General features: G+C 63.2%; 23 protein-coding genes. 7 read left to right on the top strand and 16 right to left on the bottom strand.

The window, feature by feature from the left end:
* Positions 1-135 precede the first annotated feature (135 nt).
* Positions 136-1,062 carry a LysR family transcriptional regulator gene (locus OCA5_RS03310; RefSeq protein ID WP_012564602.1) on the top strand — a complete coding sequence of 309 codons (927 nt, stop codon included), beginning with the start codon at positions 136-138 and terminating at the stop codon, positions 1,060-1,062.
* 8 nt (positions 1,063-1,070) lie between these two features.
* Here the strand turns inward: OCA5_RS03310 and OCA5_RS03305 are convergent, their stop codons facing one another.
* The 5 genes from OCA5_RS03305 to OCA5_RS03285 form a co-directional block, all read right to left on the bottom strand.
* Entirely contained in the window at positions 1,071-1,409 is a 339-nt protein-coding gene (locus OCA5_RS03305) for a hypothetical protein (RefSeq protein ID WP_013912834.1), read from the bottom strand.
* Positions 1,410-1,424: 15 nt separating this feature from the next.
* The gene (locus tag OCA5_RS03300) at positions 1,425-1,607 is read right to left on the bottom strand and encodes a hypothetical protein (RefSeq protein WP_012564604.1); all 183 of its coding nucleotides are present in this window, start codon (positions 1,605-1,607) and stop codon (positions 1,425-1,427) included.
* Positions 1,608-1,686: 79 nt separating this feature from the next.
* Positions 1,687-2,466: a DUF72 domain-containing protein gene (locus OCA5_RS03295; RefSeq protein ID WP_012564605.1), complete on the bottom strand. Its 780-nt coding sequence runs from the start codon at positions 2,464-2,466 to the stop codon at positions 1,687-1,689.
* A 35-nt stretch (positions 2,467-2,501) separates the two neighbouring features.
* A complete protein-coding gene (locus OCA5_RS03290) occupies positions 2,502-2,963 on the bottom strand; it encodes a low affinity iron permease family protein (RefSeq protein WP_012564606.1) in 462 nt (153 codons plus the stop codon).
* A gap of 66 nt (positions 2,964-3,029) precedes the next feature.
* Positions 3,030-3,632, bottom strand: a complete 603-nt coding sequence (locus OCA5_RS03285; protein ID WP_013912833.1) for a cysteine hydrolase family protein — start codon at positions 3,630-3,632, stop codon at positions 3,030-3,032.
* Positions 3,633-3,666: 34 nt separating this feature from the next.
* On the opposite strand from OCA5_RS03285, the gene OCA5_RS19365 reads away from it, so the two are divergent.
* The 3 genes from OCA5_RS19365 (at position 3,667) to OCA5_RS03270 (ending at position 5,150) form a co-directional block, all read left to right on the top strand.
* Entirely contained in the window at positions 3,667-3,978 is a 312-nt protein-coding gene (locus OCA5_RS19365; RefSeq protein WP_193372365.1) for a hypothetical protein, read from the top strand.
* 105 nt (positions 3,979-4,083) lie between these two features.
* Positions 4,084-4,938 (top strand): glucose 1-dehydrogenase, encoded by an 855-nt coding sequence (locus OCA5_RS03275; protein WP_012564609.1) that lies wholly within the window; start codon positions 4,084-4,086, stop codon positions 4,936-4,938.
* A 17-nt stretch (positions 4,939-4,955) separates the two neighbouring features.
* Positions 4,956-5,150: a hypothetical protein gene (locus tag OCA5_RS03270; protein ID WP_012564610.1), complete on the top strand. Its 195-nt coding sequence runs from the start codon at positions 4,956-4,958 to the stop codon at positions 5,148-5,150.
* A 6-nt stretch (positions 5,151-5,156) separates the two neighbouring features.
* Here OCA5_RS03270 and OCA5_RS03265 read toward each other — a convergent pair whose 3' ends face one another.
* From OCA5_RS03265 to OCA5_RS03250, 4 genes are read right to left on the bottom strand one after another with little or no spacing between them, the layout of a single operon-like run.
* Positions 5,157-5,606 (bottom strand): hypothetical protein, encoded by a 450-nt coding sequence (locus OCA5_RS03265; RefSeq protein ID WP_012564611.1) that lies wholly within the window; start codon positions 5,604-5,606, stop codon positions 5,157-5,159.
* 3 nt (positions 5,607-5,609) lie between these two features.
* Positions 5,610-5,948 (bottom strand): DUF3147 family protein, encoded by a 339-nt coding sequence (locus tag OCA5_RS03260; protein ID WP_012564612.1) that lies wholly within the window; start codon positions 5,946-5,948, stop codon positions 5,610-5,612.
* A complete protein-coding gene (locus tag OCA5_RS03255; protein WP_013912832.1) occupies positions 5,945-6,535 on the bottom strand; it encodes a phosphatase PAP2 family protein in 591 nt (196 codons plus the stop codon). The genes OCA5_RS03260 and OCA5_RS03255 overlap by 4 nt, the downstream gene beginning before the upstream one ends.
* A gap of 46 nt (positions 6,536-6,581) precedes the next feature.
* Positions 6,582-8,378: an asparagine synthase-related protein gene (locus tag OCA5_RS03250; protein WP_012564615.1), complete on the bottom strand. Its 1,797-nt coding sequence runs from the start codon at positions 8,376-8,378 to the stop codon at positions 6,582-6,584.
* A gap of 90 nt (positions 8,379-8,468) precedes the next feature.
* On the opposite strand from OCA5_RS03250, the gene OCA5_RS03245 reads away from it, so the two are divergent.
* Positions 8,469-8,903, top strand: a complete 435-nt coding sequence (locus OCA5_RS03245) for a lasso peptide biosynthesis B2 protein (RefSeq protein ID WP_012564616.1) — start codon at positions 8,469-8,471, stop codon at positions 8,901-8,903.
* Here the strand turns inward: OCA5_RS03245 and OCA5_RS03240 are convergent.
* The 3 genes from OCA5_RS03240 to OCA5_RS03230 all read right to left on the bottom strand — a co-directional run bounded on the left by OCA5_RS03240 (position 8,848) and on the right by OCA5_RS03230 (position 12,404).
* Positions 8,848-9,108, bottom strand: coding sequence for a PqqD family protein (locus OCA5_RS03240; RefSeq protein WP_041559610.1), 261 nt, complete (start codon positions 9,106-9,108; stop codon positions 8,848-8,850). The two genes, OCA5_RS03245 and OCA5_RS03240, sit on opposite strands and share 56 nt — an antisense overlap.
* A 2-nt stretch (positions 9,109-9,110) precedes the next feature.
* Positions 9,111-10,976: an ABC transporter ATP-binding protein gene (locus tag OCA5_RS03235; protein ID WP_013912831.1), complete on the bottom strand. Its 1,866-nt coding sequence runs from the start codon at positions 10,974-10,976 to the stop codon at positions 9,111-9,113.
* Positions 10,977-11,486: 510 nt separating this feature from the next.
* A complete protein-coding gene (locus OCA5_RS03230) occupies positions 11,487-12,404 on the bottom strand; it encodes a protein-L-isoaspartate O-methyltransferase family protein (protein WP_012564619.1) in 918 nt (305 codons plus the stop codon).
* A 141-nt stretch (positions 12,405-12,545) separates the two neighbouring features.
* Here OCA5_RS03230 and OCA5_RS03225 point away from each other — a divergent pair, with 141 nt between their 5' ends.
* The gene (locus tag OCA5_RS03225; protein ID WP_012564620.1) at positions 12,546-14,801 is read left to right on the top strand and encodes a sensor histidine kinase; all 2,256 of its coding nucleotides are present in this window, start codon (positions 12,546-12,548) and stop codon (positions 14,799-14,801) included.
* A gap of 47 nt (positions 14,802-14,848) precedes the next feature.
* Complete coding sequence (locus OCA5_RS03220) at positions 14,849-15,538, top strand: response regulator (protein WP_012564621.1); 690 nt, start codon at positions 14,849-14,851, stop codon at positions 15,536-15,538.
* 146 nt (positions 15,539-15,684) lie between these two features.
* Here OCA5_RS03220 and OCA5_RS03215 read toward each other — a convergent pair whose 3' ends face one another.
* Genes OCA5_RS03215 through OCA5_RS03200 form a run of 4 tightly spaced genes read right to left on the bottom strand, consistent with a single transcriptional unit; the run spans position 15,685 to position 19,227 of the window.
* A complete protein-coding gene (locus OCA5_RS03215; protein WP_012564622.1) occupies positions 15,685-16,401 on the bottom strand; it encodes an ABC transporter ATP-binding protein in 717 nt (238 codons plus the stop codon).
* Positions 16,398-17,171, bottom strand: a complete 774-nt coding sequence (locus OCA5_RS03210; RefSeq protein WP_012564623.1) for an ABC transporter ATP-binding protein — start codon at positions 17,169-17,171, stop codon at positions 16,398-16,400. The genes OCA5_RS03215 and OCA5_RS03210 overlap by 4 nt, the downstream gene beginning before the upstream one ends.
* Positions 17,168-18,310, bottom strand: coding sequence for a branched-chain amino acid ABC transporter permease (locus OCA5_RS03205; RefSeq protein WP_013912829.1), 1,143 nt, complete (start codon positions 18,308-18,310; stop codon positions 17,168-17,170). The genes OCA5_RS03210 and OCA5_RS03205 overlap by 4 nt, the downstream gene beginning before the upstream one ends.
* Before the next feature lie 2 nt (positions 18,311-18,312).
* A complete protein-coding gene (locus tag OCA5_RS03200; protein WP_012564625.1) occupies positions 18,313-19,227 on the bottom strand; it encodes a branched-chain amino acid ABC transporter permease in 915 nt (304 codons plus the stop codon).
* Positions 19,228-19,235: the final 8 nt, after the last annotated feature.

The raw sequence follows: 19,235 nt of genomic DNA, 5'->3' as shown, positions 1-19,235 counted from the left end.
AGGCTTGAGGGTTACCGTTTGGAATGCATTATACCACCGGACCGAGTGACGCCGCGGCAACTGACAGGCTGCGACACAATGCGCACGCACGCGCCCCTCTTCTGAGCCCCAAGGCCAATTTCAGGAGGCCAGATCATGGATCTGAGACAGTTGCGATCGTTGGTGTACATCGCCGATTCCGGCAGCCTTTCGCGTGCCGCCGAGATTCTGCGCACCTCGCAGCCCTCGCTCAGCCAGCAGATCAAGGATCTCGAAGCCGAACTCGGCATGGAATTGTTTCATCGCCATGCGCGCGGCGTGTTTCTCACCGAAGTCGGCCACACGCTGTATGCGCATGCGCGCTCGATCCTCAAGGACGTCGCTTTCGCCAAGGAAACCGTCGTCAATCAGTCGCGCAACCCGAGCGGCAAGGTGCTGGTCGGCTTTCCGACATCCGCCTGCCGCGGATTGTCTGCCGCACTGATCGAGAAGGTGAAGGTGAATTATCCGAACATCTCGATTCATCTGATCGAGGCGATGACCGGCACGCTCGACGAATGGATGCAGAACGCGCGGCTCGACATCGCGGTGCTGTACGATCCGCGCGTGTTCGCCAACATCTCGCTGCATCCTGTCGGCATCGAAGATCTGGTGCTGGTGGCCGACAGCAAGAACCCGATCCTTCACCGTAATTCGATCGGCTTCTCCGAGCTGGAGAGCATTCCGCTGGTGCTGCCAGGCAAGCAGCATGTGCTGCGCAACTACATCGAGCATCTCTCCACCCGCAACGGCATTACGCCGCGGGTGATCATCGAGAGCGACTCGTTCAACGCCATCGTGGAACTGGTGAAGGCCGGCTACATGACAATTATGCCGCACTTCGCGATGTTGCAGGAAATCAAGGCGGGCCTGTTCGGCACCGTCGCCATCATGAACCCGACGCCGAACTGGCGGGTCTCGGTCGTCGTCTCGCAGCGGCCGATCAACATGCTCTCCACGGAAGCCGTGGCCCGCGTGCTGATCGAACTAATGCGCAACCTGATCCATGACGGAACATGGCGGGCGCGGGCACTTTCGGAATAAGCGCGTCGCTAGCTCGCGACCCACCAAATCAGCCCCACGATCAACCCGACAATGGGAATGGCGGCAATGACGAGAAGCACGATCGGTAGCGGCTCGCCGACGCGACCCTCTTCACCCACCGCGCTCGATTGCCCGGCGGGATATCGCGGCGCCGAGGCCGCCGACGACGGCTCCTGCTGATAGGGCGCGTTATCGGCGCCGCCGATCGTGTCCTCATATTGCCGTTCCCGGATTTCCCGATCGGGCAGTGCAGGCTTGAGGTCCTGCGCGGCGTGGCCGGGGCGCTGCCATGGCCGATCCGTCCCTTTGTTCGTGGCGAGCGGCGGCTCGCCTGTCTTCACACTCACATCGCACTCCTACGCTTACGCGGTGTGCCCTCCCTCTGCATTCTCCGGCATGTTCTTCTTCTGTTGCGGCACCATGCGCGCCGGGTCCGGTTTGCCCGGAACGCCGCGCGGCCCGAACTCCTGCCGCTGCAGATCGTCTTCGGTCCATCGCGGCTCGTGATCCATCACCTGGCGCCGTTCGGATTCTGGCTGTTCCATGGAAAATCCTCCGTCTTTATTCAAAAAAAGCGCGCGCGGCGCGTTCCGACAGCGGCCGCGACTTTTTATCTCCGGCCGCCTATCTCCGGGCGGTCCGGCGCGGCGCCGCCGAGGCCTCATCGGACGACGCACGCAGCTTCGCCGCATCGAGCGGCGCGGCGCTTTTCTGATCGTTGTCGAAATAGACAAACACGTCCGATCCCGACGCCCGCCACGCAGCAATCCGCTCCGCCCATGTCGTCAGCGTCGCGGCCGAATAGTGACCGCGATAGCGTCCGCCCGGCCCATGGCCGCGCAGGTAGACGAAATCCGCCGTCTGCTCCCAAGGCGAAGGCGCATCGTGATGATCGGAAATGCACAGCGCGACGTTGTGCCGTGCGAGGATTTTGAATGTCTCCGCCGAATACCAACTGGGATGCCGGAATTCAAAAACACAGCGATGGCGGCGTGACAACCCGCGGAGAAATCGCTTCAACCGATCCGCATCCGCCGAAAAGTTCGGCGGCAGTTGAAACAGCACCGGCCCCGCCTTTGATCCCAGCAACGCAATCCGCTGCTCCATCAACGCAAGACTGTTGGCGCTCTGCTCAGACAAGCGTTTCCAGTGCGTGATGTATTTCGAGGCCTTCCAGGCAAAAACAAAATTGTTCGAGGTCTGATCCCGCCAGCCCTCGACCGCCTGCTCGGTCGGCATGCGATAGAACACGCCGTTGAGCTCGACGGTCTCGAACTGCGAGGCATAGAATTGCAACTGATGCTTGAGCATCAGGCCGGTGGGAAAGAACGGCCCGCGCCACGACGCATAATGCCAGCCAGATGTGCCGATCAGAACTCGCCCTGATTTTCGACGATCCAGCATCAGACCGACATCACGTTGCGCGGTTGAGCCAGCATCTAAATCGCCCTTTCGCTCGCGATCTCTGCCTTCACGGCGGTTTCCTCGACCGTCCGCTCGCCGGCTTTCTCGACCTCGGCCCGAGTCTCGCACTTGATCCGGATCTCCTCGAGTTCGGCGTCGGTCAGATGTTCGATACCGACGAACGAATTCTGTGCGGCGCTCACGCGGATCAACTCATCGAGCTTCACCTGAATCGCCGCGCTGTCCCTGTTCTGCGAACTCTGGATGAGGAACACCATCAGGAAGGTGATGATGGTGGTGCCGGTATTGATCACGAGTTGCCAGGTGTCGGAATAATGGAAGATCGGTCCCGACATCGCCCAGATGAACACCACCAGCGCCGCCAGAATGAAGGTCGAGGCCCGGCCCGCAGCCTGCGAAGTCCAGTTCGCGATCTCCGCGAACACCCGCGTCATGTCGCCGTTCCGGGCGGGCTCGCGCTTGTTCTTGTTGCTCATGCTAACGAACTCCAGAGCCGAAACGCGCAGGCTCACTTGAGGTTCCGCACCGCGAACCGCGCGCAATCATGGCCGCCAGACGTCCCGCACCTCGGCGGCATCGGCGAGTTCGATCTGGGTCTGGAAGCGCCGCGCATAGAGCTTCAGCGATGCGTCATGCGCTTCGTCCGACGAACTGCACAGACCATCCTTCACGATGATGATCCGGTAGCCATGATCGACGGCACCGAGCACTGTGGAGAGCACGCACACGTCCGTCTCCGATCCGGTGACGATGAGCGTGTCGATGCCCTTGCCCTGCAGATAGGCGTGCAGGGCGCCGGTCGCGAAACCGGAATAAACCGGCTTGTCGATCACCGGCGCGGGCGGCGCGAAGCGCTCCAGCTCCGGCATCAGCCTGAGAAGCGAGAGGTCCATCGCCTCCCGCGTCACGTTCGACCATTTCGCATAGTAAGCGCGCCACATGCCGCAAGCGTCCTCAGGGCGCGGAGGCGGAATGAAGCGCGTGAACACGGTGCGCTCCGGGCAGTGCGCGACCAGCCGCTCGACAGCCGGCAGCACCCGCTGCATCCACGGCGCCGGCCATGGCCCGTTCACGCTGAACAGCCGCTGCATGTCGACGCAGAGATGGACGCAATTCGGCCCCGGTGGGGATTTAAGCGCGCCCATCGGAACGCCCGACTGAACGCTTACGCAAACGCGCATGGCCCCTTCCGCGCGCGGTGCGTTTGGCGTCGGATCGCGCAACCTCGCGCTTTCGCGGGCGCGCGCTTTCCGCCTGCTTTTCTTCCCGGACGCTTTTCTTCAATGCATCGCGCAGATCCAGCGGCACGTGATGCTTCTTCATCAGATCGGCGAAAGCCTCGTCCGCGAGCTCCTGAAACGTCGCCATCCGCCGGCGGCCGAGTTCGTTCAGCTTGGACAGCGTATCGTCGTCGAACTGGATGCGTTTTCCGGGCATGGCTCGCCGCCTGTTGGTTTGCGATTCCGGAACAGGCGAACCGCCATTCAATAATCGCCCGGCCGCCGATCCGTTTCAGGCAATCGGCCGCTTTTGCTGTCAGGAACTCCCGTTTGAGCCCGCGGTTGAGACCTCGAAACCCTCCACATCGAGGTCACGATGAACTATCCGAACCCGCCCTTTCCGTCGCAACAGCAGCCGATGCCGGGCCACACCGCGCAGATGGACCCGGTTCCGGACCATGGCGAGACGACCTACAAGGGCTCCGGCCGCCTGCGCGGCAAACGCACCATCATCACCGGCGGCGACAGCGGCATCGGCCGCGCGGTAGCCATCGCCTACGCCAGAGAGGGCGCTGACGTCCTGATCGCCTATCTCGAAGAAGACGACGATGCCGAAGAAACCGCTTCGCTGATCCGCAAGGCCAACCAGAGCGCGGTGCTGGTGCGCGGCGACATTCAGAACGCCAAACATTGCCGGGCGATCGTCGATCGCGCCGTGTCGGAATTCGGCGGGATCGACATCCTCATTAACAATGCCGCACATCAGGCGTCGTTCAAGGACCTTGAGGACATCAGCGACGAGGAATGGGAGCTGACGTTCCGCGTCAACATCCACGCGATGTTCTATCTGTGCAAGGCCGCCGTGCCGCACATGAAGCCGGGCGCGGCGATCATCAACACCGCCTCGATCAATTCCGACGATCCAAATCCGAACCTGCTCGCCTACGCGACGACGAAGGGCGCCATTCACAATTTCACGGCAGGGCTTGCGCAGATGCTGGCGGAGAAAGGCATCCGGGTGAACGCGGTTGCGCCCGGCCCGATCTGGACGCCGCTGATCCCTTCCACTCTGCCGCCCGAGGCGGTGGAGACATTCGGCAAGAACACCCCGATGAAGCGCGCAGGGCAGCCGGCAGAGCTTGCGACGGCTTACGTCATGCTCGCCGATCCGCTCTCCAGCTACGTTTCAGGCACCACGGTCGCCGTCACCGGCGGCCGGCCTTTCCTTTGAGCCATGAGGAGAATGCGATGGGTCTCGCCAATTATGCCGTGACGCAGGTCGACAACAAATGGGGCATCCTTCACGACGGCAATATCGAAGGTGATTACGAGACCAAGGAAGCCGCCTTCGAATCCGCCGTCGCAGCCGCGTCCCTTGCCATTCGCGAAGGCCACGAGGTGCACGTCAGCGCGCCGGGAACGACGGTCGAAAAACCGCTGTAGCGCGGTTTAGCGGCGCGCGCGGGCACGGCGGATCCCGCGCTTGACGATCCACCGCAGCACCCACATCGCAACGGCTATCACGACCCATGCGAGGCTTGCGCAAGCGAAGGCTGCGGCCGCACCCCATGACGTGGTGACAAGCAGCACGATAGCGAACGCGACCATCGCAACGCTGCCGAGTGCGGCACCGGTTGCATCGAGCGCGGCCGCGCCTCGACCACGACGTGCACCCTCGCCTCCCGCGTCGCGTTTCCGGCGAATTTCGTGCCGTTCGATCAGCGTGGCGCTGGCGCAGAAAATCGCAGGCAATGCGAGGAAGAGTCCGCCGATCGATGCACCGAATTCGCTGCTGATCATGCCGGTGAACACCGTCACCGCGCCGCCGAGCACGAAGCGGATAACGTATTCATACCAGCGGCTGTTGGCGAGCGGCGATGTCGAAAGGCCGATCTGCATGCACTACCCCGCAACGGCATGAAACTCGAAGGCAACGAGAAGCCAGACCGGCATTGCAACCAGCGTCGCCGCCAGCGCGCCGAGTTGCGCGCGCATTAGCAACTGACAAACCACGATGCTGTAACAGGCCAGCGCGATCGCGCCCCAGATCATCGCGGTCGCCTGCACGCCGACATAGGACGCGCCGTGTTCCGCCCACGCGATGCCGAGCGTGGCGAGCGCGACCGATGGCGCGGCGCCGAACAGGCCCGCAAAACTTTTCGGCCGCACGATGTCGCCGATGATAGAGAACAACGAGACGAACAGCCCGCCGAGCAGAAAGCGAATGAGATACTCGCTCACGGCTTCTTCTCGTCCGAGATCAGCTTGCGCAGGCGCGCATCCGGATAGCCGGTGAAGCAGCGGATCGCGCGCTCCAGACCGATCCCCATGACAAAGCCGGCGGCAACGTCAGACAGCCAATGCGCGAGAATGGCGACGCGCGTGCCGGACAATCCCAAGGCAAGGCCCCAGACCGGCCATTTATATCGCTTCGGTAGCACCGACGCCGCTGACGCCAGCGCGCCCATATGCAGCGCGTGGCCGGAAGGGAAGGCATCCATGCTGTCACCCGAACGAGGGATGCCATGAAGGCGACTGCGCGCGATCCGACGATCGGGCCGCTGCTGATCGAACACGAGTTTGAGAACGTGCGGGACGGCGGCCGTCGTGGCGGCGACAATCAGGAGATGTTTGGCGGCAGGCTCTAGCGGCGAACGTCGGGCCGTCGCGACAAGCCACGCCACGGCTGCGCAACCAAGCAGAAGATGCTCGTCCGCGCCCCACGTCAGAGCCTCAGCCACGCCTTCCGGCGCCGGGCGCGCATGCGAGGCGACCTCTTCGGCGATGTAGCGGTCGCCGGATGTCGGTGTCACGCGAAACAGGGCCATTCGTGGCGCTTTCCATCATCCGGGTGATGATGGCCAATGCGCGACACTACCCCAGGTTCCGCAACCCTGCCCTGCTGGCCTGAAAGAACCCGTCATCCGCGTTTTCATGGTCCGCGCTCGCTTTTCGCTGCGCGCAGAAATCGAGAAACGACCGCCGCCACTGCAGATAGCCGAGCAGCGCCGTCACCGAGCGCGTCGAGCTCGAGGCCATGCCGAACGACAATTGCTGAAGCGCGAGCCGCGCGGCTTTGACATCGATCCACGCGGCATCGACCTCGTCGAGCAGACTTTCAAGCCGCTCCTTCGTCGCATCGATATAAGCCATCTGGAACGAGTTGAAGACAAACGTATCGTTCTGGCGATTGCGCAGATTGTCCGGCACGACACCCTTCTGCGCATCGCGCAGCAGCTCCTTGTAGCGCGCGCCGAAATCGTGAACCAGCAACGCGCTGATCTGATCGTAAACATAATCGAGCAACGGCAGATCGCAGAACGGCGACGCATCGACCAGCGACTTGCCGCTGAAATGCGCCTGCGTCACGGCGCGCGGTGCGGAAAAATATCCCCAGTCGTCGCACAATATGCCGTTGCCGACGAGTGTCGCTTCCGCAACTGCTCTTTCCTGCGAATAGGCGGCGAGGCTTTTCCCGCATCGCAGCCAGGCGATGTCGTCGGTCAGAGCGCGTTCCATGTTGACGTCGGAGACATCCCACGGATTCCAGCCCCGGAACGGCCACGCGTGCTGCAGCCTCCGGTGCAGTTCGGCGGGTATCTGCGACAGCAGGCATTGCCAGCCGATGCTGACCTGACCGCGCGACAGCAGCCGGCTCGCTTCCGGCAGCGTGTTCCGGAAGGCACGATATTGTTTCTGCCGCAACAGATGCGGCAGAAACGCCGGCGAGCGCAGAAACAATTGATCCGCACCGAAGCCGGTGAAGACATAGGAATTCGGCGCAGCTAATCCTGCCACCGCGCGAGAGAAAATATCGCCGAACCAGAAGAAATCGCTCGGCTCGTCGGAATAGCCCGGCGCGTCAGGCACGCCGACCGGCAAGTCCTCCGGCGGCAGCACCACAAGCTCGATCCCGTAACGATCCGCAACGTCGCGCGCGTATTGCTCGCTGATCGCATGCGACGGCAATCGCGGCTGCGAAAACATCACGCCGCGAATGCCGCCGGAGAGTTGTTCGCCGAGCAGGCACGCGATGAAGGACGAATCGAGCCCGCCGGAAATCTCGACACAGATGCGGGCCTGCGGCCGCGCGGCGAGCCGCGTCTTGACGCCATCGCGCAGCAGATGAAGCACCTGCTCCGCCACCTCCTCGCGGCGCTGATCGGGATCGAACCGATAGGCATAATTCCGGCGCACCAATTGCCTGCGGTCGATCTGTTGCGCGCGAAGCGAGACAAGCTCGCCGGGCAGCACCCGGACGACATTTTTGATTGGCGTCTCGCGCGAGAGAAACTGATAGCCCGGCACGATCAGAACGTGACGGGCAAAGTAATCCTCGTTCCACTCTCCCGCCGCATCCCAGAACGCGAACAGACGATTGGCGACCAGCCCATCCGCTTCGCGGTAGTAGATCTGGTATTGCGAGGTGAAGCTCTTGAACGCATGGACGGCATCACGCGCCTGCACCAGCGCAACGAAATCGCCCTCTGCGCAGGCGAGCGCCGCAGGCCCGTCGCGCTCGACGATCTCGACAAGACGCCGCAACGCGGCCGCGCCGATCTCGCCATCGACGCGCTGCACGATGCCCTCGATCGAGATCAGCCCATCCCGGCAGGGCAACAGGATCGCTTCCGACAATGTGCCCGACGAACCGCCGCGGTCGTTTGACACATCCGCCTCATGGACTGGAAAAGTTCTCATTGCACCCCGGCGGCCGGATCGGTTAGCTGTGCGATATTATTGGAAAAGGTTCGCACCCAGATGAGTGCCGCTCTCCTGTCGCTGTCGCATCTGTCAACAAAGCTGTTCGGCATCGATCGCACGGTCCGCATGTTTCAATGGCTGGGGGAGCGGACGCGGGTGAAGCCGCGGCCCGACCGCGCACCGACGCAGGACATCGCCACCCGCGCGCTCCACGGGCTGAACGGGCTCCCGATGCGGATCGAATGTCTCGACCAGGCCATCGCCGTCTGGTTCAGCCTCAACCGCCACGGCCATCCGGCCTTTCTCAAAATCGGCATGCGCCTCTCGCCTCTCTCCGGCCATGCCTGGGTCACTTGCGGCGACGAGGTGTTCATCAAGACACCCGGCATGGAAGATTTCTCCGTCGTCGCGGCTTACGATCCGTTCACGACCCTTGTTACGACACCAGTCGAACCAGCTTCGCCTGCACCAGATCGCGCGCAAGTTCGTTGATGTCGTTTCTGATTTCCTCGAGCGGCGCGTTGTAGTCCTGCGCCAACCGCTCGGCGGCGTGATCGACTCCACCCTCGAGACAAAGCTTCAACATCTCGGCCGCCATGTCGTTGAGCCCGTAGGACTCGCCGGTCTTCACCGAGAACAGAACGCTCTTACCCTCGATGGTCGTCAGGCTGGTGCCTGGGGTGAGTTGAACGCCCATGATCATCCCTTCACTGAAATTGATTGATTGACCGACCGCGCTGTCTCGGACTGAGGCTGAGACTCGGCGGTCTGCTGGCGCCAGAGCCGGGCATAGAGCCCGTCTTTGCTCAGAAGCGCGTCATGCGTGCCCTCTTCGACCACGCGACCGTCGTCGATCACCAGAATGCGGTCCATCCGCGTCAGTGCCGACAGCCGATGCGCGATGCTGATGATGGTCTTGCCGGCCATTAGCGCCTCGATCTCCTGCCCGATCGCAAGTTCGGCTTCGCTGTCGAGCGCGGACGTCGCCTCGTCGAGGATCACGATTGGCGCATCTTTCAGAATCGCACGCGCCAGCATGATGCGCTGGCGCTGACCACCCGAGAGCTTGCCACCGCGCTCGCCGACCGTCGCATCGAGTCCCCTGCGACCGTCTTCATCTTCGACGTCCGTAACGAACTCGAAGGCGCGCGCACGATGCAGCGCGGCTTGCAATTCGGCATCGGAGGTATCCGGCTTGCCGCACAGAATGTTGTCGCGGATCGAGCGGTGAAACAACGAGACGTCCTGCGTGACGACGCTGATCCGCTCGCGCAAACTTTCCGCCGAAACGGTGCGGATATCCTGCCCGTCGATGCGGATGTCGCCGCCCTGCACGTCCATCAACCGCAGCAACAGCGCCACCAGCGTCGATTTGCCGGCGCCGGAACGACCGACGATTCCAAGTTTTTCGCCGGGCGCGATATTCAGACTGAAGTTCTGGAAAACCGGCGGCCGGTCGCCATAGCCGAACGTCACGCGATTGAACGTGATCGCACCTCGCCGTGCGTCGAGTGCAGCCGCGCCGTCGTTATCCGGCATCGCATTGGGCGCAGCGATCACGCCCATCCCCTGCCGGATTTCGCCGAGGTTCTGGTAGATCCCCGACACCTCCCACGCAACCCAACCGCCGGTATTCGCGGCCTGCCACACCAGCGGCAGCGCCATCGCCACCGCTTCCGCGGCCACACGGTCGTGCAGCCAGAGAGTGCCGCCGATCACGGCCGTCGCCAACAGGAGCGCGGTGTTGAGAAGCGTGAGCCGCGTCATGAAGCCGGTGACGCTCGCCATGTGGCGCGCCTGCGCCTCGTCATGCGCGAGCACGGCATTGCGGATCGGCCCGTCGGTCGTCGCGGCGGCGGTGAACATCTTCACCGTCAGGATGTTGCCGTAGCAATCGACAAGCTCGGCCATCAGCCGGGAATATTTGTCGGCGTTGCTGTCGGCGCGCAGGCGCAGTTGCGGCACGAACCGCCGCAGCAGCAACGCAAAGCCAATGAACCATGCGAGGATCGGCAGCATCAGCCGCCAGTCGGCATTGGCGAGCAGCACCGCGCTCGTCAGCCCGTACATCGCGAGATACCAGACTGCGCGGATCGCAGCTTCCGCCACCTCGCGCAGCGCGCCCGGTGTCTGCATCACCCAATGCGCAAGCCGCCCCGGCGAGTCGCTTTGAAAAAAGCTCCAGCTCTGGCGCACGACATGCCAATGACTGATCCAGCGCATGCGCGAGGTGACGCCGGGGATCAGGAAGCCATTGCGGATGCGCAGGTCGAGCCAGATGAACAGCGGCCGGAGGAGGCCGATCACCAGCAGCAGCGCCAGCAGCATCGGCCACCGCTCGTGCCATGCGGCCCAGCGATCCGCCTGCCCAACGAACGCAACCATTTTGCCGATGAAGACGGCAACAAGCGCGTCGGCGAACGCGACGCCGAAGCCGCATACGAACAGCCAGATGAAGATGGTCCGATGTTCGGCCAGGAAATAACGGCAGAAGCCCAGCAAGGACGCGGGCGGCGCGGATGGTGGAGGCGGCGCGAGGATCGCCGGGCGCTGCAGCCGAAGCATCAGCGGCCGCTCCGGCAGACGATACAATCCCGGTCAGGACTGTTCGGATCATAAAGGGCCCGCCGCGGCTCTGTCGGCGCAGGCAAGACCATCGGCTTTATCGATTGGGCCGGGCCGCCATCCATTTCAGAGAAGCCGGGGTTCATAGGAGCCGGTTTTCAAAAGGCGATGGCGGACTTGAGGGAGTGGTGTCTCACCCTTCCCGAACGACATGCGGCATGCCGTCGCGACGGCATGCCGCACAATATCACTTACTTGAAAAAGCCGGCGTACTTCTTGCCGTCGCTGCTCGGCCCGGTGTGATTCGACTTGATGAGATCCATCGTGCCGAGTTGAATAAGAGCGGGTTTCTCGTATTTCTTCACAATATTCTCCCTCTAGAGGTTGCGTGTCGCATGGCACGCGGCCCGAAAACTGGCTGATTGCACAATCAAAACAAACCCCCCGTTTAAGGGGGCCGATCATTCTCACTCAACTTCAAAAAAACACCATCGGGCACCGACAGGTTTTTCACAGCGTTTCGTCACAGCCGAGCGCCCATGACGCGCCGATGAACCAGCAACGCTCCGGCGGCGCGGGACGCTTCCAGATCAGGCTGCGTACCCGGTCGAGACCGCCGCCCTCAAAGGCCGCTCGCAATCGCGCGAGTTCATCGGGGGCCACATCAGAGTTGCCTTCGGCCCAGACGAAATAGGCCGGCGTGATCGCCTCGGCCGCATAGCCCTCGGCCCGCCGCTCGATCCGCAGTGCGGCTCCGTGCTCGGCATGGCGACCGCCCAGATGCGGCTGCTGCGGACCGGGGACGCCGAGCGGAAACACCAACCGGCCACCGGAGGCGAGCCCTTCAATCCAGCGGTCGGCCGGCCGTGCCACGGCGAAATTCACATAGACGCCGTCGGCTTCATTTTCCGGCCAGCGCGTGCCGTCGCCGCAGACGACCGTCACGTTGCGATAGGACGAGAGATTGTTCCTGGCCTTGTCCGCAAGCGCCGGGTCGAACTCGACGGCAGTGACGCGACCGGACAGGCCAACCAGTTCGGAAAGCATCGCGCTGTAATAGCCGCTACCGGCGCCGATATGGACGACATGCTCGCCGGACTTCGGCCCCAGCGCCTCGAGGAGCTTGGCGTGCAGCGACGGGCTGCCGTTGTTGACGCCGCGCGCCGGATCGAGCGCCACGACGATATCCTGATAGAGCACCACCGGGTCCCGGTCCGGCAGCACATGATGGGCGATAACCGGCGAGACCGCCGTCCATGGCGGCGGCCCGAGAAACGCCTCGCGCGGCACGGCCGCAAAGGCTGCGGCGATGGCGGGGTTCTCGACGCCGAGCACCGCCAGCATCTGACGGCCAAACGCGCGCCGCACCACGGCAAGCTCAGCCGGCGAAAAGAGAGAGACGCCGTCTCTGGTTTTGGCCTCCTGCACCGTCGATGCCCCCGGACCATTTCGCCTCCACTATCGAGGAGGCGCGTCAAACTGTCATCTCTCAGCCGTCATCCGGATACCTATGCGATAGGTCGTGTCGGCACCGGCATCGCCCTGATCGCTTGAAGGTCCGATCCGCTTATGATTTCTGGATATTCGCTGAGGGGGACATCGACCGCAATGGCGCTGTGGCTGCCTAACCGGATCATACAGGCCACATTGCTGCTGTGCGCCGCCATCGTTGCGCTGACGCTTTGGGCAGCGCTGCACCAGCCATGGCTCGGTCTCGGCCTCACCGTCTCTTCAGAAACCAAGTCGATCCTCGTCGCCAGCACCCACCCGGCTGGACCGGCCAAGGGCATCGCCACGCAATCACAACTCGTGTCCATCGGGCCTGTCGTTCTTGATCCGGACGACATTGTCGAAGAGCCGGACATGTTCGAGTCCTACGACCGGATCGACCGGTTTCTGCAGCGGCAAACCGAACTCGCCAATCTTCTCCGGCAGCCGAGCGTCAGCCTGCGGATCCGGAGCGAGGCTTTCCCGACCGCCGAGGCGGATGTTCTCGTCAGCCCGGCCCGCCGCCCGATCAGCGATCTTCCGGCGTCGTTCTGGGTGCAGTTGATCACCGGCGTCGGCGCGCTGCTGATCGGGATGTTCGTTCTTGCGCTGCGGCCAGCCGATCTCGCCACCCGCCTGTTCGCGCTGTCGGGCGCAATGATCGCACTCTCGGCGTGTACGGCGGCGGTTTATTCCTCGCGTGAGCTTGCGATCGACGGCGGCCTCTTCCGCATGCTGTCGGCGCTCAACCATGTCGGATCGCTCGGCTTCGGCATGGCGATGATCGCGCTGTTTCTGATCTATCCGCGCCGGCTGGTGCCGCATTGGGCGTTATTGATCGTCCCGGCTATCTTCGTCCCATGGCTTGCCGCTGACATCTTCCGGCTGGTGCCGACGCAAACCATCGGCTCGCAGCTTCCGACCTCGATCGAAATGTTGCTGATCGTGGTTGCGGTCCTCGTGCAGTGGGTCATCAACCGGCGCGACCCCCGCGCCCGCGCGGCGCTGGCCTGGCTTGGCCTCTCCGTCATCGTCGGCGCCGGTGCGTTCGTGTCGCTGATCATCGCGCCGATCCTGGTCGAATCCGTACCGGCGATCCAGCAGGGCTATGCGTTCGGCTTCTTCCTCCTGATCTATGCAGGCCTGTCGCTCGGCGTCGCCCGTTATCGCCTGTTCGACCTGTCGGAATGGGCCTTCCGCATCGGCTTCTACACCGGCGGCACGCTGTTGCTGTTCGCCATTGATGCGGCGCTGATCCTGCTCCTGCAGATGCAGCAGACGACATCGCTCGGCATTGCACTTCTGCTCGTCGGGTTCGGCTATCTGCCTCTGCGCGGCACGCTGTGGAGCCGCTTCGTCGCCAACAAGACGCTGGCGGACCATGAAGTGTTCCGCTCGGTCATCGACGTTTCGCTCGCCACCACCGCGCCGGAGCGCTCCGCACGCTGGCGCGCGCTGCTGGAGAAACTATTCGATCCGCTCGCGATCGAGGACAGCAAGGAGTCCGTGCCGGACGTCGGCGTGCGCGACGAAGGTGTCGACCTGCTGCTGCCATCGGTTGCCGATACGTCTGCGCTGATCGTGCGCTATCCCTGGCAGGGGCGGCGGCTGTTCTCCACCGCGCATCAGGACCTCGCGCGCGAACTGGTCCGCCTGCTGCGCTACACCGAGGAAAGCCGCCACGCCTATGAGCGCGGCAGTCTCGAGGAGCGCAACCGCATCGCCCGCGATCTGCACGACGATGTCGGCGCACGCCTTCTCTCCGGCCTCTACAAGACCGAACTCGGCGACACTCATACGGTGCTGCGCGACGCCATCGCCGATATCCGCACCATCGTCAGCGGCCTCGCCACCGACCAGCCAGTGCTGGGACAAGTCATCGCCTCGCTGCGCCACGAGGCCGGCGAGCGGCTGAGCGCCGCGGGCATCGATCTCGATTGGCCCATCGCCGCCAATGACGACAGCGACACGCCGCTCGACTACCGCGTCTATCGCTGCTTCGTCTCCGCGCACCGCGAGGCCGTCAGCAACATCATCCGTCATGCCCGGGCGAGCAACGTGGCGATCCATGTCAGCGAGAGCGACGGCCTGCTGTACACCGTGATTTCCGACGACGGCATCGGCATCGATCCGGCGCGGGCTACCGGAAGCCCGAACGGGCACGGCTTGCGCGGCCTCATCCAGCGGGTGAACGGCGTCGATGGCCGCGCGGTGATCCGCCCGCTGCCGATCGGCACCACCGTCGAGATCACCATCCCACTCGCGCCGAACCAGTCTGCCCATTCCGATTCCAGCGCCACCCCGAATGCCGCGGCACACCCCGCGTTCAAGGGATAGGCGGCTTCCCCATACCGCCCTACGGTCCGGAGCGAAAAGTCCGCCTCATGACATTGTCACCAGCACAGGGCCGCCCGCGACAGGTCTTGATCATCGAAGATCAGGCCGACACCCGCGCGTGGCTCCGCCAGATGGTGGCGTCGGCATTCGAGCATGCCGAGATCGCCGAGGCATCGTCCTGCGCAACGGCGCTGGCGTGGCTGAAGGCGCATGGCGCGCGCATGGCCGACAACAGTGGCGCGCTCGCCCTGATCGATCTCGGCATGCCGGACGGCTCCGGTATCGACATCATCCGCGAACTGACGGCCCGCTACCCGACCGTGCTGCGGATCGTCACCACGATCTACGACGATGACCGGCATCTGTTCGAGGCGATTGCCGCCGGTGCGCAAGGCTACCTGCTGAAGGATCGGCACCCGGATACGATGGTGCAATATCTGCATCGCATCGATAATGGCGAGCCGCCGCTGTCGCCGTCGATTGCCCAGCGCATGCTGCAGCATTTCGCGCAAGTTAAACCGCAGACCTCCGATCCGGAATCCGCCTGCAGCCTCACCGCACGCGAGACCGACGTGCTGCGGCTTCTCGGCCGCGGACTTCGGGTTGCGGAAACTGCGCGCGTGCTCGGCCTCACGCCGCATACCGTCGCGGGCTATGTGAAGGTGATCTATCGCAAGCTGAACATTTCATCGCGCGCCGAAGCGGCAATCGAAGCGAACCGCCGCGGCCTGACATAGCGCCCGGGTGTAGGACTCAACAGCTCTCGCAATTCGTCATGCCCGGCTTTATGCCGGGCATCCACGTCTTAAAATTTCAATGCAAGAAGGCGTGGATGGCCGGGACAAGCCCGGCCATGACGACAACAACATTTCCGTCAACACCCTTAGTGCACGCCGAAATAGGCCTTCTTCATTTCCTCATCGTTCAGAAGATCCTGCGACGTGCCTTCGGCGACGACGGCGCCCTGACTGATGACATAGCCGTAATCGGCGATCGCAAGCGTCTGCCGGACGTTCTGCTCGACCAGCAGCACCGACACGCCCGATTTGTTGATGTCGCGGATGATGGCGAACGAATCACGCACCAGCGCCGGCGACAGGCCGAGCGACGGCTCGTCGATCAGGAGAATGCGCGGCTCGCTCATCAGCGCCCGGCCGATCGACACCATTGCCTGCTCGCCGCCGGACATCGTGCCGGCGAACTGCTGCTTGCGCTCGGCCAACCGCGGAAACGTCGCATAGACTTTCTCGAGCCGCTCCGCGACGACGGACTTGTCCTTGACCAGATAGGCCCCGACGCGAAGGTTTTCCTCGACCGTCATTTTCGGAAACAGCTTGCGGCCTTCCGGCACGCAGCCGACCCCGCGCGCGATGCGGACATGGGTGGCAAGGCCGTTCAACGCCTCACCGTCGAGCGAGACGTCGCCTTCGAGCACAGGCAGCAGGCCGAGGATGGCGCGGATCAGCGACGTCTTGCCGGAGCCGTTGGCGCCGAGAATGCAGGTGATGGCGCCGGCCTTCGCCACGATGGACACCCCGGACAGCACGCGGGCACTGCCGTAAGCGGCGGTGATGTTGTTGGTGACAAGATTTCCGCTCATGATGTCCCCAGATACGCTTCCTGAACCCAAGGATCGGCAACCACCGCCTCGAACGTTCCCTCAGCGACCTTGCGGCCGTAATTGAGAACCACGCAGTGCTCGGCGACGCGCTGCATGATATCCATTTCGTGCTCGATGATGATGATGCTCATGCGCGGATTGTGTTTCCGCACATTGAGAATATCGCCCATGAACTCGCGGGTCTCGTCGGGCGTCATGCCTGCGGAGGGCTCGTCCAGCAGCAGAAGGCGCGGCTCCGCGATCAACGCACGGCAGACTTCGATCCGTCGCCTGTCGATCATGTTGAGACGATGCAGCGGATCGAAAATCCGTTGCGCCAGCGGTTCGCTGAACGCCCTCAGCAACCCGTGCACGCGCTCATAATTTTCGCGCACCGACTGATTGAACTGCCGGCGGCGAATGAGATTGCTGAAGATCCCGAGATCGAGGCTGTTCTGCCGGCCGATCACGATGTTGTCGAACACCGACAGCGACAGACAAAGCCGCGAGCGCTGGAACGTCCGCGTCACGCCGAACTGATAGATCTGGCGCGCCGGCAGCCCACCGATCTCCTTGCCGTCGATCGACACCTGGCCGCCACTCAGATTGCAAAGGCCGGTGACGGCGTTGAAGAACGTCGTCTTGCCGGAGCCGTTGGGCCCGATCAGGCCGGTAATCGTGCCCTCATTGATATCGAGCGAGAGGCTGTCGAGCGCCTGCAGGCCGCCGAACTTGACGGACACATCCTTTGCGGAAAACAGGTGCGTCATTGCCCCACCTCCCTTCTGAACTGCCGCATCGCCCGCGGAAATAGACCGGCCGGGCGGAAACGCAGCACCAGAACGACAAGGATCGCGAAAACGAGAATGCGATATTCGCCGATGCCCTGAAGCTTCTCGGGAAACACCACGACGAGGATGGCCGCCGGCAGAACCGCCCAGAGATTGCCGATGCCGCCAAGGACGATGATCGACAGCATCAAAAGCGAATCCGAGAACGTGAAATTGCTCGGCGCGATGAAGTTCTGCATCATCGCAAACAGCGCACCCGCAACGCCGATCAGGAAATTCCCGACAACGAAGGCAAAGATGCGCCAGCCTGCGACGTTGATGCCGAACACCGAGGCGCCGACCGTATCTTCGCGCACCGCGTCAAGGTTGAGGCCGATCCAACTTTTCTCCAGGTTTCGCGCCAACAGAAAGAATAGCGTGAACGCCGCGAGCGCCAGCAGCACATAGTTGAGATAGAACGACGCCTCGAAGGAGCCGAATGTGATGCCGTTCAGGAGAGAATGTCCGGCGACGCTTGCGCCCTCGACCTTGAGACCCTGCGGCCCACCCAGCGCGGGGTTCACCTCGAGGAAGCTCCGGAACAACAGGCCGAAGGCGATGGTGATCAGCGCGGCATAGTGCCCCTGCGTTCGCAGCACCGGCAGAATGATGATGCTGCCGATCAGCGCGGCCATGAACCCGCCCGCCAGCAGGATCAGCAGCGACGGCACGCCGGTGCTTCCCATCACGGCGGCCGTATAACCGCCGACGCCGAAGAACGCCGCGCCGGCGAAGTTGATCACGCCCGCATAGCCGAACTGGATGGTGAGCCCGATGCAGGCGAGCCCGTAGATCAGCACCGAGGCCAGCATCATGAGCTGGAAGTGATCCTCATGGATGGCGACAGCGATGGCGACGACCGCAACCGGGATCGTCCACACGACCCACGAACCGGAGTCGGTCAGCAAGGATGCCAGCTCCGCACCGGCCTTCATGCGGGACACGGCAACAATCGCCACCGCCGCGACGGCGAGCGCCGCACCCACCTGCCACTGCTCTTCCGCAGCAAGGACGACGATCGTCCAGACAACGGCAAACGCGATGATCGCGACCGAAGATACGACGCGCAAAGGATTCACGATCACACCCTTTCGCTGTATCGCTCGGCGATGATGCCGGTGGGGAAAATCGTCATGGCGATGATGATCGCGGCGAAGGCGAACACATCGCGATAGCCGCTGGCATCGGGAAATACGACGACCCACAGCGTCTGCAGCGCGGCGAAGGTGAAGCCGCCGATGATGGCACCCCAGATGCTGCCGAGGCCGCCGACCACGGCCGCGGAGAAGCCGATGATGCCGAGCAACAGACCCACGCTGAAATTGATCTCGCTGTAATAGATGCCGTGCATGACGCCGGCGATCCCCGCAAGCAGCGAGCCGAGCGCGAAGGTCGCGAGCACCGTGCGCCGGAACGGAATGCCCATCGCCTGCGCGGTGTCGCCATCCTGAGCGACGGCGCGAATGGCGAGGCCGAGCTTGGTATGCCGGATCAGCCAGTGCGTCAGAAACACCACCGCAAATCCGAGCGCGAGAAGGATGAGACTATCGAGCCTTAAAAACACGCCGCCGAGCTCAATCGGCGTTTTGGGCAGGAGCGATGGAAACGCCTTCGGATTCGCGCCGTTCGGATAGAACAGGCGGATCGATTCACGGATCACCGTTCCGATCATCAGCGTCATCAGGAGAATGTTGAAGGCGGACGAGTTGCGCATCGGAATGACGAACAACTGCCCGATACCGGCGCCAATGGCGCCGGTGACGAGGCATGCGACCAGAAGGACGAAGATGAGGCCGAGAAAAGGAAGGTCAAGACCCACGAGTTGCAGGGCCAAAAATGCGATCAGACCGGAGAAGGCTCCCAGGGTGAGAACGTCACCGTGCGAAAACTTGATGACGTCCAGCACCCCGAAGAAGAGAGTGAAGCCCACCGCAACCAGGGCATACATGATGCCGAGTACCGCGCCGTTGAAGACGAACTCGAAGAAAATGGCCATCCCGATGC

Source organism: Afipia carboxidovorans OM5 (genome assembly GCF_000218565.1).
GTDB classification, from domain to species: domain Bacteria; phylum Pseudomonadota; class Alphaproteobacteria; order Rhizobiales; family Xanthobacteraceae; genus Afipia; species Afipia carboxidovorans.
Note: the sequence above shows the minus strand (reverse complement) of the source record. Positions and strands in the feature narration are given on the sequence as shown.

Excerpts from the sequence above, each read along its gene's own strand:
- OCA5_RS03310 (WP_012564602.1), top strand. The coding sequence starts at position 136 with ATGGATCTGAGACAGTTGCGATCGTTGGTGTACATCGCCGATTCCGGC.
- OCA5_RS03300 (WP_012564604.1), bottom strand. The coding sequence starts at position 1,607 with ATGGAACAGCCAGAATCCGAACGGCGCCAGGTGATGGATCACGAGCCG.
- OCA5_RS03295 (WP_012564605.1), bottom strand. The coding sequence starts at position 2,466 with ATGCTGGATCGTCGAAAATCAGGGCGAGTTCTGATCGGCACATCTGGC.
- OCA5_RS03290 (WP_012564606.1), bottom strand. The coding sequence starts at position 2,963 with ATGAGCAACAAGAACAAGCGCGAGCCCGCCCGGAACGGCGACATGACG.
- OCA5_RS03285 (WP_013912833.1), bottom strand. The coding sequence starts at position 3,632 with ATGGGCGCGCTTAAATCCCCACCGGGGCCGAATTGCGTCCATCTCTGC.
- OCA5_RS19365 (WP_193372365.1), top strand. The coding sequence starts at position 3,667 with ATGGCCCCTTCCGCGCGCGGTGCGTTTGGCGTCGGATCGCGCAACCTC.
- OCA5_RS03275 (WP_012564609.1), top strand. The coding sequence starts at position 4,084 with ATGAACTATCCGAACCCGCCCTTTCCGTCGCAACAGCAGCCGATGCCG.
- OCA5_RS03270 (WP_012564610.1), top strand. The coding sequence starts at position 4,956 with ATGGGTCTCGCCAATTATGCCGTGACGCAGGTCGACAACAAATGGGGC.
- OCA5_RS03265 (WP_012564611.1), bottom strand. The coding sequence starts at position 5,606 with ATGCAGATCGGCCTTTCGACATCGCCGCTCGCCAACAGCCGCTGGTAT.
- OCA5_RS03255 (WP_013912832.1), bottom strand. The coding sequence starts at position 6,535 with ATGGCCCTGTTTCGCGTGACACCGACATCCGGCGACCGCTACATCGCC.
- OCA5_RS03245 (WP_012564616.1), top strand. The coding sequence starts at position 8,469 with ATGAGTGCCGCTCTCCTGTCGCTGTCGCATCTGTCAACAAAGCTGTTC.
- OCA5_RS03240 (WP_041559610.1), bottom strand. The coding sequence starts at position 9,108 with ATGGGCGTTCAACTCACCCCAGGCACCAGCCTGACGACCATCGAGGGT.
- OCA5_RS03235 (WP_013912831.1), bottom strand. The coding sequence starts at position 10,976 with ATGCTTCGGCTGCAGCGCCCGGCGATCCTCGCGCCGCCTCCACCATCC.
- OCA5_RS03225 (WP_012564620.1), top strand. The coding sequence starts at position 12,546 with ATGATTTCTGGATATTCGCTGAGGGGGACATCGACCGCAATGGCGCTG.
- OCA5_RS03220 (WP_012564621.1), top strand. The coding sequence starts at position 14,849 with ATGACATTGTCACCAGCACAGGGCCGCCCGCGACAGGTCTTGATCATC.
- OCA5_RS03215 (WP_012564622.1), bottom strand. The coding sequence starts at position 16,401 with ATGAGCGGAAATCTTGTCACCAACAACATCACCGCCGCTTACGGCAGT.
- OCA5_RS03210 (WP_012564623.1), bottom strand. The coding sequence starts at position 17,171 with ATGACGCACCTGTTTTCCGCAAAGGATGTGTCCGTCAAGTTCGGCGGC.
- OCA5_RS03200 (WP_012564625.1), bottom strand. The coding sequence starts at position 19,227 with ATGGCCATTTTCTTCGAGTTCGTCTTCAACGGCGCGGTACTCGGCATC.